Origin of the sequence: Pseudomonas sp. GM30, assembly GCF_000282275.2 — a bacterium.
In the GTDB taxonomy this organism is placed as follows: Bacteria; Pseudomonadota; Gammaproteobacteria; order Pseudomonadales; family Pseudomonadaceae; genus Aquipseudomonas.
In genome coordinates, this window is the sequence record NZ_AKJP02000026.1 from 350,872 (window position 1) to 363,949 (window position 13,078).

Annotated in this window: 14 protein-coding genes; 12 read left to right on the plus strand and 2 right to left on the minus strand. The window is 59.6% G+C overall.

Features of this window, described 5'->3' with window-relative positions:
* The first annotated feature begins 118 nt into the window (after positions 1-118).
* From PMI25_RS17240 to PMI25_RS29505, 12 genes are all read left to right on the plus strand, one after another.
* Positions 119-2,572, plus strand: coding sequence for a hypothetical protein (locus tag PMI25_RS17240; RefSeq protein ID WP_007964926.1), 2,454 nt, complete (start codon positions 119-121; stop codon positions 2,570-2,572).
* 115 nt (positions 2,573-2,687) lie between these two features.
* Positions 2,688-3,752: an NAD(P)H-dependent flavin oxidoreductase gene (locus PMI25_RS17245; protein ID WP_007964928.1), complete on the plus strand. Its 1,065-nt coding sequence runs from the start codon at positions 2,688-2,690 to the stop codon at positions 3,750-3,752.
* Between the two features lie 169 nt (positions 3,753-3,921).
* On the plus strand, positions 3,922-4,689 hold the full coding sequence (gene modA / locus PMI25_RS17250) for a molybdate ABC transporter substrate-binding protein (RefSeq protein ID WP_007964930.1): 768 nt from the start codon (positions 3,922-3,924) through the stop codon (positions 4,687-4,689).
* On the plus strand, positions 4,690-5,370 hold the full coding sequence (modB, locus tag PMI25_RS17255; protein ID WP_007964932.1) for a molybdate ABC transporter permease subunit: 681 nt from the start codon (positions 4,690-4,692) through the stop codon (positions 5,368-5,370).
* A gap of 3 nt (positions 5,371-5,373) precedes the next feature.
* The gene (gene modC / locus PMI25_RS17260; RefSeq protein ID WP_007964934.1) at positions 5,374-6,453 is read left to right on the plus strand and encodes a molybdenum ABC transporter ATP-binding protein; all 1,080 of its coding nucleotides are present in this window, start codon (positions 5,374-5,376) and stop codon (positions 6,451-6,453) included.
* A gap of 69 nt (positions 6,454-6,522) precedes the next feature.
* The gene (locus tag PMI25_RS17265) at positions 6,523-7,551 is read left to right on the plus strand and encodes a DNA topoisomerase IB (RefSeq protein ID WP_007964936.1); all 1,029 of its coding nucleotides are present in this window, start codon (positions 6,523-6,525) and stop codon (positions 7,549-7,551) included.
* Between the two features lie 145 nt (positions 7,552-7,696).
* Entirely contained in the window at positions 7,697-9,322 is a 1,626-nt protein-coding gene (locus PMI25_RS17270; protein ID WP_007964937.1) for an ABC-F family ATP-binding cassette domain-containing protein, read from the plus strand.
* A gap of 70 nt (positions 9,323-9,392) precedes the next feature.
* On the plus strand, positions 9,393-9,623 hold the full coding sequence (locus PMI25_RS17275) for a hypothetical protein (protein WP_007964938.1): 231 nt from the start codon (positions 9,393-9,395) through the stop codon (positions 9,621-9,623).
* 122 nt (positions 9,624-9,745) lie between these two features.
* On the plus strand, positions 9,746-9,976 hold the full coding sequence (locus tag PMI25_RS17280) for a hypothetical protein (RefSeq protein WP_007964939.1): 231 nt from the start codon (positions 9,746-9,748) through the stop codon (positions 9,974-9,976).
* 107 nt (positions 9,977-10,083) lie between these two features.
* Positions 10,084-10,368 carry a hypothetical protein gene (locus tag PMI25_RS17285; RefSeq protein ID WP_007964940.1) on the plus strand — a complete coding sequence of 95 codons (285 nt, stop codon included), beginning with the start codon at positions 10,084-10,086 and terminating at the stop codon, positions 10,366-10,368.
* Positions 10,369-10,576: 208 nt separating this feature from the next.
* Positions 10,577-11,083 (plus strand): peptide-methionine (S)-S-oxide reductase MsrA, encoded by a 507-nt coding sequence (msrA, locus tag PMI25_RS17290; RefSeq protein WP_007964941.1) that lies wholly within the window; start codon positions 10,577-10,579, stop codon positions 11,081-11,083.
* 200 nt (positions 11,084-11,283) lie between these two features.
* Positions 11,284-11,445, plus strand: a complete 162-nt coding sequence (locus PMI25_RS29505) for a hypothetical protein (RefSeq protein WP_007964942.1) — start codon at positions 11,284-11,286, stop codon at positions 11,443-11,445.
* Between the two features lie 86 nt (positions 11,446-11,531).
* On the opposite strand, the gene PMI25_RS17295 is transcribed toward PMI25_RS29505, so the two are convergent.
* A complete protein-coding gene (locus PMI25_RS17295) occupies positions 11,532-11,759 on the minus strand; it encodes a hypothetical protein (protein ID WP_007964943.1) in 228 nt (75 codons plus the stop codon).
* 586 nt (positions 11,760-12,345) lie between these two features.
* Positions 12,346-12,555, minus strand: a complete 210-nt coding sequence (locus PMI25_RS17300; protein ID WP_007964944.1) for a hypothetical protein — start codon at positions 12,553-12,555, stop codon at positions 12,346-12,348.
* Positions 12,556-13,078 lie beyond the last annotated feature (523 nt).

Genomic DNA, 13,078 nt, shown 5'->3' on the forward strand with positions numbered 1-13,078 from the left:
CGACTTTGCGCTAATTCGCAAATCCATCCAGTAATTCCGGAGCGGGCGGCTATGCTTTTTCGACGGTCGAACTTTCGCCGCCATCCCGCTGAAAGCGGCCCTGTCGATGGAGCTGACAATGTCTTACCCGCGCTCGTTGCTTGCGATACTGATGCTGTGCCTGCTGACCGTTGGCGATGCCTGGGCAGCGTCCACCCCGGCGACCCAAGCCACTGCGGCCGACACCGCTCCCAGCGCGCCGACGTGGCCGCAAGTGATCAGCAGCGGCAAGGCCAAACTGACCGTGTACCAGCCGCAACTCGACAGCTGGGATGGCTACACCCTCAATGCCCGGGCTGCCGTCGAAGCCACCGGCGCCGACGGCAAACCCACTTTCGGCATCGTCCAGTTCAGCGCGCACACCCTGGTCGACAAAGCCACGCGCTGGGTCGCACTGGGTCAGTACAAGATTATCAAGGCCGATTTCCCCGCCGACGCCAGTCAGGCAAACGTCTGGCTCAGCGCATTGCAAAAAGATGCCGAAAGCCGCAAGAAAACCATTTCCCTCGATCAACTCGAAGCCGCTGTCGGCGTGCTGTCGGCCGAGCAGAAAGCCGACAGCGCACCACTGGAAAACACCCCGCCGACGATCATCAGTTCCGACGTTCCCGCCCTGCTCGTCTACATCGATGGCGACGCCGTGTACCGTGCGGTCGACGGCACCGCGTTGCAGCGGGTGATCAACACCCGCCCGCTGTTGCTCAAGGACGCCGAGGGCAAGCACTACCTGCATGTGTTCGATGGCTGGATGGTCGCTGACAGCCTCAGCGGCGAATACACTCGTCTGAGCACACCACCGGCCGATCTGGAGAAAGCCAAACAGGCGGCGATCCAGAGCCGTCAGGTCGACCTGCTGACCGGGCAGAGTGATCCGAAAGACAAAATCCCAAATCTGGCCAAACCGCCGCAGCCGAAAATCTTCATCGCCACCACGCCCACGGAGCTGATCGTCACCGACGGCGCAGCGCAGTGGCTGCCGATTCAAGGCACCAGCCTGCTCTACGTGAGCAACACCACCGGGCACATCTTCAAGGAAATCGGCGACCAGAACAGTTACGTGCTGATCTCCGGGCGCTGGTTTCGCGCCGCCGACATGAAGGGACCGTGGACGTTTACCCCGGCAGACAAGCTGCCGGCGGATTTCGCCAACATCCCTGACGACAGCCCGAAAGAGAACGTCAAGGCCTCGGTCGCCGGCACGCCACAGGCCAAGGAAGCCGCGATCGCGGCGACCATCCCGCAAACCTCGGCGATCAAGAAGAGCGCTGTGAAAATGACCGCACCGCAGTTCGATGGCGAGCCACAGTTGAAGGCAATCAACAGCACATCCCTGCAGTACGTGGTCAACAGCGCGACGCCGATTATTCGTGTCGATAACGACAACTGGTATGCGGTGGAAAACGGTATCTGGTTCAGCGCCACCTCGGTGAACGGGCCATGGGCCGTGGCCAGTTCGGTGCCGGCGGTGATCTATTCGATCCCGCCGAGTTCGCCGATGCATTACCTCACCTACGTCAAAGTCTATGAATCCAGCGGCGACACTGTGGTGGTCGGCTACACCCCGGGTTATCAGGGTTCGACGCTGGATCCGGCCACCGGTGTGGTGGTCTACGGCACCGGTTATCCGTACACGCCGTGGGTCGGCAGCGTCTGGTACGGGCCACCGGTGACCTACGGTTTCGGCGTCGCCATGCGCTACACGCCGTGGACTGGCTGGACCTTCGGCTTCGGTTTCGGCTGGAGCTGGGGCGGCAATACCGTAGCGATGGGTTGGGGCTGGGGTGCTTATCCGTGGTGGGGCAATTATGGCTGGGGTTACGCCTGGGGGCCGCGCCTGTATCCGGCGCCACTGGCCTGGGGCGGCGCCGCTTATGGTTATCGCGGCGGTGCTGTGGCCTGGGGCCCCGGTGGCTGGGCCGGCACCACCGGCAATATTTATCGGCAGTGGGGCGATCGCGCGACGGTGAGTCGTTATGGCGCCGGATATAACGCCTGGACCGGCAATCACTGGGCCGGACAGGTCGGTTCTTCCTACAACTCGCGCACCGGCATTGCGGCGGCGGGCCAGCGCGGTGCCGTACACAATGTCTATAACGGCAATTATGCGGCCGGGCGCAGCGGTGAAGTGGTCGGCCCAAACGGTGGCGCCATCGCCGGTGGACGGGTGACCGCAGGCAACGCTCGCAATGGCACCCAGGTCAGCGCCAATCGTGGCGCGATATACAACCCCAACACCGACAAGACCACACAATATGGTGGCGTCAAGGGACGCAACGGCGCCGCCGCACGAGTGGGTGACAACGTCTACGCCGGGCACGATGGCAACGTCTACAAGAAGACCGACAATGGTTGGCAATCGATGGTCAAGGGCAGCCCGAACCGCACGGCACCGGTCAACAACAACGCGCAGTTGCAAAACCTCAATCGCGAATCCGCTGCACGCAACTTCGGCAATCAGCGAACCAACACCTTTCACGATTCCTCGCGATTGATGAACCACTCCTTTGGCGGCGGGGGATTTCATCGACGTTGAGGCCGCGCGATTGTCCTTGATCTGAAAAATTCGCACTGGCCCTGGGTCCGGTTTTGCTGTTAAAAAACCGGCTCTGCCGTCCCTGCCCCGTTTCATCGTTCGGAGAAGCGCTTCCATGAGCCAATGGCCTGACACTCGCATTCTTGACCTGCTCGGCATCGAGTTGCCGATCATCCAGGCCCCGATGGCCGGTGCCACGAACTCGTCCATGGTGATTGCCGTGTGCAACGCCGGTGGCTTGGGTTCGATGCCGGCCGCAATGCTGAGCATCGAGCAGTTGCGCGAAGAGCTGAAGACCATTCGCGAGCACACCCGCAATCCGTTCAATGTCAATTTTTTCTGCCACCAGCCACCGGCCGCCGATGAACAGCGCGCGCGAGACTGGAAGAACCTGCTGGAGCCGTATTACCGCGAACTGGGCGTCGATTTCGACGCACCGACCCCGGTTTCCAATCGGGCGCCATTTGATACGGCAGCGTGCGCCGTGCTCGAAGAGTTTCGTCCTGAGGTGGTGAGCTTTCACTTTGGCCTGCCGGAAAAATCCCTGCTGGATCGGGTCAAGGCCACGGGTGCGAAAATCCTCTCGTCCGCCACCACCGTCGATGAAGCGCTGTGGCTTGAGCAAAACGGTTGCGACGCGATCATCGCCATGGGTTACGAGGCTGGCGGGCATCGCGGGATGTTTCTCAGCGATGACTTGAGCAGTCAGGTCGGCACCTTTGCGCTGGTGCCGCAGATCGTCGATGCCGTGAAGGTGCCGGTGATTGCTGCCGGCGCCATTGCCGATGCGCGCGGGGTGGCGGCGGCGTTGGTACTCGGTGCGTCAGCGGTGCAGGTCGGCACCGCGTATCTGTTCACCCCGGAAGCGAAAGTCAGCGCTTCCCATCATCAGGCGCTGCGCACCGCCAAGGAAAGCGAAACCGCGGTTACCAACCTGTTCACCGGGCGCCCGGCTCGCGGCATTCTCAATCGGGTGATGCGCGAAATCGGCCCGATGTCAGCGAAAGCCCCGGCCTTCCCGCTGGCAGGCGGAGCGCTGATGCCATTGCGTGCCAAAAGTGAAGCGCAGTTCAGTAACCTTTGGGCCGGCCAGGCGTTCCCGCTGGGCCAGGAACTGAGCAGCGCCGATCTGACCCGGGAACTGGCGCAAGGCGCGCTGGCAAAACTGGTTCGACACTGATTCGATTGAGGATGAGGCGCGGCACAGCCTCACTCTGTATACAACAGCACTTCCTGTTTAGCGGCATTTCGCTATATATTTCGCTATATAGCGTTTCACCCCCTCGCATCGGTGCAGTCCACCCCCAACAATAACTGCCCTCTGCACTCGCCAACAACGGAGCTGTTACATGACCATTCGTGCCTCACGTTTTGCCCCTACCTGCCTGGCCACCCTGCTTGCGGTATTCGCCTTCGGCGCCGCTCAGGCTGATGAAGTGCAGGTGGCGGTTGCCGCCAACTTCACCGCGCCGATCCAGGCAATTGCTGCCGATTTCGAAAAAGACACCGGGCACAAACTGGTCGCCGCTTACGGTGCCACCGGCCAGTTCTACACCCAGATCAAGAACGGCGCGCCGTTTGAAGTGTTCCTCTCGGCAGACGACACCACCCCCGAGAAACTGGAAAAAGAAGGCGACACCGTCAAAGGCTCGCGCTTCACCTACGCCATCGGCACCCTAGCCCTGTGGTCGGCGAAAGAAGGTTATGTCGACGCCAAAGGTGAAGTCCTGAAGAAGAACGAATACCAGCACCTGTCCATCGCCAATCCGAAAGCCGCGCCGTACGGTCTGGCCGCCACTCAGGTGCTGGAAAAACTCAAACTGACTGAAGCAACCAAAGCCAAGATCGTCGAAGGCCAGAACATCACCCAGGCCTACCAGTTTGTGTCCACCGGCAATGCCGAACTGGGCTTCGTCGCGCTGTCGCAGATCTACAAGGACGGCAAGGTCACCAGCGGTTCGGCGTGGATCGTTCCAGCGAGCATGCACGACCCGATCAAACAGGACGCAGTGATTCTGAACAAGGGCAAGGACAGCGCCGCTGCCAAGGCTCTGGTTGAATACCTCAAAGGCCCGAAAGCCGCTGCGGTCATCAAGTCCTACGGCTATCAGCTCTAAATGTCGCTGACGAGTGCCGACTTCGCGGCGATCTGGCTGACCCTGAAACTGGCGTCCCTGACCACCGCTATCCTGCTGGTCGTCGGCACTCCGATTGCCCTGTGGTTGTCGCGCAGCCGTTCCTGGCTGCGCGGCCCCATCGGCGCAGTCGTCGCCCTGCCCCTCGTGCTGCCCCCGACCGTGATCGGCTTCTATCTGCTGCTGGCAATGGGACCCAATGGCTTTCTCGGCCACTTTACGCAATGGCTGGGCCTGGGCACTCTGACCTTCAGTTTTACCGGGCTGGTGATCGGTTCGGTGATTTATTCCATGCCGTTTGTGGTGCAACCGTTGCAGAACGCGTTCTCCGCCATCGGCACCCGCCCACTGGAGGTGGCCGCAACCTTGCGCGCCAATCCCTGGGACACTTTTTTCAGCGTGATCCTGCCGTTGGCCCGCCCCGGTTTCGTAACGGCGGCGATCCTCGGGTTCGCGCATACCGTCGGTGAATTCGGCGTGGTGCTGATGATCGGTGGCAACATTCCCGACAAAACCCGCGTGGTCTCGGTACAGATCTACGACCATGTCGAGGCGATGGAATATGCCCAGGCCCATTGGCTGGCCGGGGCGATGCTGGTGTTTTCGTTTCTGGTGTTGCTGGCGCTCTACTCCAGCCGCAAGACCCGCGCGGGTTGGAGCTGATCGATGATTGATGCACGTCTGAAAATCGCTTATTCGGGTTTCAGCCTGGATGTCGATCTGCACTTGCCGGGGCGCGGCGTGACCGCGCTGTATGGCCATTCCGGTTCCGGCAAAACCACTTGCCTGCGCTGTATCGCCGGGCTCGAGCGCGCCGAGCAGGGTTTCATCCAGGTCAACGACGAAATCTGGCAGGACAGCGAGCGACGGATTTTTGTCCCGCCGCACAAACGTGCGCTGGGTTATGTGTTCCAGGAGGCCAGCCTGTTCCCGCATCTGTCAGTGCTGGCCAACCTGCAGTTTGGTCTCAAGCGCATTGCCAGGGCCCAGCGCCGGGTCGACATGGCGCAAGCCACCGAACTGCTGGGCATTGGTCATTTGCTGGAGCGTCATCCGCAACACCTGTCCGGTGGTGAACGCCAACGTGTCGGCATCGCCCGCGCACTGCTGACCAGCCCGAAACTGCTGCTGATGGATGAGCCGTTGGCTGCCCTCGACAGTCAGCGTAAAAACGAAATCCTGCCGTACCTGCAACGTCTGCATGATGAACTGGACATTCCGGTGCTCTATGTCAGCCACGCTCAGGATGAGGTCGCGCGACTGGCCGATCATCTGGTGTTGCTCAGCGACGGCAAGGCCCTGGCCAGCGGCCCGATTGGCGAAACCCTCGCGCGCCTTGACCTGCCAATGGCGATGGGCGACGACGCCGGGGTGATCATCGAAGGTCAAGTCAGTGCCTACGACGCCGATTATCAGTTGCTCAGCCTGCAACTGCCGGCCACCGAAATGAACATCCGCGTGACCCACGCCCCCATGGCCGTGGGCCAGGCTTTGCGCGCCAAGGTGCACGCCCGTGACATCAGCCTGAGCCTCCACGACAGTGTGGCCAGCAGCATCCTCAATCGGTTGCCGGTCACTGTGATCAGCGAGCAGACGGCGGACAATACCGCGCATGTGCTGATTCGTCTGGACGCTGGCGGCACACCGCTGTTGGCACGGATCACGCGGTTTTCCCGGGATCAGCTTGGCATCCACCCGGGCCAGCATTTGTGGGCGCAGATCAAGGCCGTCGCCGTGCTGGCCTGAATTGGTTGGCACGACGGCCACGGCGCGCGGTCAATCGCTGTAACAGAGCGATTCGCCAAGGACACTGCCATGCCCGACACCGCACTAGCCGACGTCTTGCCGCCCGACCTGCATTACGTCGACGATACCCAACCCGGCCTCACCCGTAAAAAGCTGCGCGGCAAGTTCGCCTATTTCGATCCGGCCGGGCAGCGCATCACCGACCCTGATGAGATCAAACGGATCAATTCGCTGGCAGTGCCGCCGGCCTACACCGACGTGTGGATCTGCGCCGATCCGCGTGGCCATTTGCAGGCCACCGGCCGCGACGCCCGGGGCCGCAAGCAGTATCGCTATCACCCACGCTGGCGCGAGGTGCGCGATGCCGACAAGTACTCGCGCCTGCGTGAGTTCGGCCTGGCGCTGCCGAAGTTGCGCAAACAGCTCGAAACCCTGCTCGACGCACCCGGCTTCAGCCGTGACAAGGTCATGGCCACGGTCATCACGCTGCTCGACGCCACGCTGATCCGCGTCGGCAACACCCAATACGCGCGGGACAACCGCTCCTATGGCCTGACCACCCTGCGCAGCCGGCATGTCGAGGTCAACGGCAGCGCGATCCTGTTCCAGTTTCGCGGCAAAAGCGGCATCGAACATCAGATCACCGTCAAGGATCGTCGCCTGGCGCGCATCATCAAGCGCTGCCTGGAAATCCCCGGGCAGAATCTGTTCCAGTATCTGGACGAAAACGGTGAGCGGCACACCGTCAGCTCACACGACGTCAACAGCTACCTGCAAACCCTCACCGGTGCCGATTTCACCGCCAAGGATTACCGCACCTGGGCCGGCAGCGCACTGGCCCTGGCGGTATTGCGCGAACTGCAATGGGAGTCCGAAGCCGAAGCGAAACGGCACGTGGTGGAGATGGTCAAGAACGTGTCCAAACAGCTGGGCAACACCCCGGCGGTGTGCCGTAAGTGCTACATCCATCCAGCCGTGGTTGAGCGCTTCCTGCTCGGTGCACTGGCCGAACTGCCTCGTCCGCGAGTGCGCAAGGGTTTGCGCTCCGAGGAAGTGGCGCTGGCGATGTTTCTCGAGCAAATGATGGATGCGCCTTGATCGCGGCGGATGGGTGATCTAGGCTAGCCACCTCTCCTCCTTCTGGACGACCGCAGACCGTGAACAATCAAGCCTTCTGAAAATGTAATCGCGACAAGCGCTGAATAGCGCCTGCCAGTCTTCACGACATTTTTCGGAGGTGCCGATGACTCACGTCTCGCGTACGCCTGCCCTCGTCTCCCTGAATCAAACCAGTTTTCAGTTCGCCAATGGCGAGGCGATTTTCAACGACCTGAATCTGCATTTCGATCACATCCACACTGCAATTGTCGGACGCAACGGCGTCGGCAAGAGCGTGCTGGCCAAGCTGATTGCCGGACATTTGCAACCGACTGCCGGCAGCGTCACCTGCTCGGTTCCGTTGGCCTATGTCGCGCAAACATTCACCGCTGATGCGGGGCAGACCGTGGCCGATGCCACCGGCACCGCTGCCGCTCTTCGCGCATTGCAACGGCTGCAGTGTGGCGCGGCGGCGGCGGAAGACTTCGACATCCTCGGCGAGCGCTGGGATCTGCCCGAACGTCTGCGCCAATCGCTGGATAACGCCGGTCTGCCAGACATTGCCGCCACGGATTTGACCCAACCACTGAGCGGCGGCCAGCAGGCGCGGCTGGCGTTGATCAGAGCGTTTCTGAGTCCGGCGCGCCTGTTGGTGCTGGATGAGCCGACCAATCATCTCGACGGCCCCGGCCGCGACTGGTTGATGAACGAACTGGAACGCTGGCGCGGCGGATTGATCGTCGTCAGTCACGACCGGCAATTGCTTGAGCGCATGCAACGTATCGTCGAGCTGACGCCGCTGGGTGTCACGGTGTACGGCGGCAATTTTTCCGCTTACCAGCAACAACGACAGATCCATCAGGCAGCGGCGCAAGCGACGCTGGATCAGAGCCGAACCGAGCGCCGGCGCGAGCAGCAGCGCTTGCAAAACGAGCACGACACCATCCAGCGGCATGCCGCCCGCTCACTGCGCAATGCGAAAACCGCCAACGTCTCCGGTTTCGAGCGCGCCGGCCTGAAAGGTGCTGCGAGGCAGATCATGGGCCAGGTGCGTCATGGTCATCAGCAGCGCAAATCCGAACTCGATACACGGGTGCGCGATGCCTACGCCAAAGTGCTCGCGGACGAGACCGTGTTGATGAACCTGCCCGGCAGCGCAGTGCCCGCTGCGCGCAGGGTCTGCTCGTTGATTGATGCGCGCCTGCCATGGCTGCCGGCGCAACCGTTCAATCTCGCGCTGAGCGGTCCTGTGCGCGTCGCCGTCAATGGTCCGAATGGCTGCGGCAAATCGACGCTGCTCAGAGTCCTCGCAGGTCAACTGCATCCCGTCAGTGGCGAATGCATCACCCATGTTCCCGTGGCTTATCTGGACCAGCATCTGAAGCTGCTGGATGACCGCCTCAGCGTCATCGAGCAACTGTTGGCGCTGCAGAGTCCGTTGAGTGAAAGCGCATTGCGCGGGCATTTGGCTCATCTGCAACTGGACGCACAACGGGTCACCCGAGCGAGCGCTTCACTGAGCGGCGGCGAACGCTTGAAAGCCGCGCTGGCGGTAGCCTTGTGGGGCAAGACACCTGCGCAATTGCTGCTGCTCGATGAACCGAGCAATCATCTGGATCTGGCATCGGTTCAGGCTTTCGAACAGGCATTGCAGACGTTTCCCGGCGCCATTGTCGCGGTCTCCCACGACCCTGAGTTTCTACAGGCGTTGAAACCGACGCATCGCCTGGATTGGTATTGCGGGGGATGGCACCTGCAACCGACGAACTGACTGGCAATTTTTTGCACGATTGGCCAAGGCTTCTATAGTTGATCTGACACCCATTTGCTGTGGTGACGCCATGGAAGACATCTTTGTCGTGAAGCGCTGCAACAAGATCATCATTCACGGCCGCCGCGCCGGGGAAAGCCAGCACGAGCCCGCCGAGGCCAGCAGCTGGTTTCGGATCAACGACACGCGCACCGGCGGTTTCATCGGCGATGGCTACGATCTTGAGGAGGATGCCCGACGCGAATGCCGACGGCTCAATGCGGCCAGCTCGCCGCTGCCGGCGCGACAATCGGCCGGCTGATGCAATTGACAGGCGGGGTCTATACTCAAAGCAGCTGACGGACCAGCGCCCCAACGGCACAGAGCTCGCAGCCCGCGGGCTCTTTGCTGCCTCTCAACGGTTTTTCTGAACGGAGGTGTTCCATGTCCGAAAAAGAGTCCATCACCACCCTCCTCACCCTGCTCGACTCCCGTCAGGCTCGCCTGGCTGCGGCCTGCAAGGAAATCGCCGACTGGGTCGATCATCAAGGCGGCCATCCGACCGCCCTGCGCATCCGCGATCGCCTGAACGACATCGAAAAAGACACACCGCTGATCCGCAGCACCCTGTCGTCGCTACAACCGGTCGAGCGGCCATTGCCACGTTTCAGATGACTGCACAGCGATAAACGACAGTCTCCGGGCGCACCACTCGGCCGATCCGGCGAACGCCTGCGGTCGTGGGAGGTCAAAACCTGTACACGTCACCCAGGAGACTGTTCATGGTTATCCATTTCAAAACAGACGGACATCTGGCTTGTGGTCACAAGGGCAACAACCTGGCCTCCAGCCTGGAACTCAATCGCGTCAAATGCCGCAGCTGCCGCAACACCGACGCCTACAAAGAAGCACGCAAGACCCAGCGCAATGCCGCACGCCGCGCGGCGCGCCACACCAAGGCTGATCACCGCGCTTCTAACTGGCGTTCGGAGTGGATCGAACGCCTGACCGCACTGGCCGGGCCGCAGCGCCTGCCACGGGGCTTTTTCGGGCAAGCGTTTGTATAACCGCTTGTGTCGTGTTTTTAGTCCATCACTCGATGTGAACTGACTCGAATTCAGCGCTCGAACCCATCAATGCCCTGGCCTGAGCGTCAGGGCTTTTTGTTGAAAATACCGGATCGAGCCGTCCTTATCCCTGAGTCAAGCTTGCAAATAGCCAACGCGCCCTCATAACCAGCACCGTACCCACAGTCACCGAGAGGCAAAAAAGATCATGACCGGACAAACCGAAACCGCGATTCTCGCCGGCGGCTGCTTCTGGGGCATGCAGGACCTGCTGCGGCGCTATCCCGGCGTGCTGCAGACGCGAGTCGGCTATAGCGGCGGCGATGTACCGAACGCCACCTACCGCAACCACGGCAACCACGCTGAAGCCATCGAAATTATCTTCGACCCGGCGGTGATCAGCTACCGGCAGATCCTTGAGTTCTTCTTCCAGATCCACGATCCAAGTACGCCCAACCGTCAAGGCAACGACCGTGGCCCCAGCTACCGTTCGGCGATCTATTACCTCAATGAACAACAACGTGACATCGCCGAAGACACTGCTGCGGATGTCGACGCTTCCGGGCTGTGGCCGGGTCGAGTAGTCACCGAAATCGAACCTGCCGGGCCGTTCTGGGAAGCGGAACCTGAGCATCAGGACTACCTGGAACGGATACCGAATGGCTACACCTGCCATTTCATCCGCCCGAACTGGAAGCTGCCCAAGCGCAGCTGAAACACACCTGCGTAATCACTCCACGCACGGCGCCGGCCTTAACGGAAGACCGGCGCTTGCGCACCTCTGGAATCGATCATTTTGGTGAGCCCTCCGTAGCACAGTTCAAGCGCCCGAGGATGAACATACGTTCATCGCAAGCATGGCTCAAAGCGTCTAGCCTGCGGGTTCCAACATAGTGCCTACAGGAGTACCCCACCATGTTCTCGCACGAAAGCCTCCCGCTGATTGCCATTTTCATCATCTTGCTGCTGTGCGTACTTGCGGCGTTTTTACACCCGGTTCACGCTTTCTATAGCTGGCTTCGCCGGCGCAGGGAAAAAGCGTCGGCCCGGACACAGGAAGAAGTAAATTCGCGCTGAGGTTAGCTCTGAGAAGCCCGGATACGTCCGGGCTTTTTGTTGCCTGCCGATAAGCACAAAATTATTCAAATGGTGAGCGGCCTTGCTCACGTAACCACTTCGACCTGAGTAATTCCCATCACATCCGCCTGCTGAAGGATCCCTTCAGCGGTCGAATCCGCATTCGGCATGATCAAGCTGTTCTCACCATCGCCAAAATGTAGCTCGAGCAGATGCATTGCAGCATCCGCGACCGAAAGCTCCGACTGATTCAGTTGGAGCTGATGCGTACGGGGTGTGCCGTCGAACAAATATTGGATCGTGTAGTTGCGCATGGATGACCTCTGAATGAAGGGATGACTCATTATCCCGACTTACCGGTCAACTTTTAGTTCAAGGAATCGGTGTCTGGCAGACGACGTGCGCTTGGTCGAATGGCGGGCACAAAAAAACCCGGAGCTCAGCCGGGTTTTCAATTGGTGTGTGATTCACGTTATCCATGCTCCCGCTCTGATGCGCTGTGCATCTTCCCTTGAGATCGTTTCGACCCAGTGAATTGCATAAAGCGCCCAACTATTGCAGGGTACAAATGATAAAGGCCTGCATGAGAAATCTCATGCAGGCCTTTGATATTCATGGTGCCCGAAGCCGGAATCGAACCGGCACGCCCTTACGAGCGGGGGATTTTAAGTCCCGGGCTGAAATCAATCAGGCCGCGCCTTGCAATAGGTTTTTTGGTCCGCAATTAAGCTCGAAGGCCTGCCATCAAGGTCAATGTTTCCGCATACCTTAAAAGGATTGCGGTCCGAAAAATATACCCTATTGATGAGATAAATTGCTCTACACCATTTTCAAAAACGTCATGCAATATGCCGATTTTGCATACTATTTTCAGATTTAAGGTCATGACTGTTTCGAAAGCTATCGAATCACCACCGGGATGAATTCAACTGCTTCATCGGGTCCTACTTCTTCGAGGTTCCCAGAGTCTTGGCCAAACATCTCATTTTCTATGCTATAGAAACTGTGCCAGCGGGCCTGCTGGTCACTGACCTTTGTGAGTAGTGGGTATCGGTCATCGCCCACCAATGTAAAGCGATCACCGAGCGTTAGATCACTGAATTTCAGCATTGGAATATCCTTTCTGGGTCAAGTTTTTTCGAGCAAATGATTCTATACCGACCGCTGGGTAAAACCATAACTAAGCACTTGCCTCCCAAGCTGGGAACCATAGCAACCCAAACTTTTGTTTTATAAGGATAACGGCCCGCTTTAGTGGTGGCAAAAAAACCGTTTTTTTTGCTTATGCAAACGGAAACACGCAGTGTCCGGAGGAGGTTTTGCGCAAAAAAAACTCCTCGTATCCGGTCATCGGATGATTCGCTCGCCGCGCGATAGCGCTCATAAAAAAAGGCCCCAAAAAGGGGCCTTCAAATACTTGCAATTATAGCCGGCAAGTCGGCTACAGCTGTGTACGTTTACTGACTGCAGATCTTATCGTAAATCCAGCTAACGACATTCCACAGCGCCCACGCGGTCGCCAAAACAACAACAAGGACAATGATAATAGTACTCATTTGGTAAACACCTTTTTTAGACTCAACCAAAGTCGATCGAGTCGGCCCTTCTGCGGGGTTAACCTCATGATTACAGA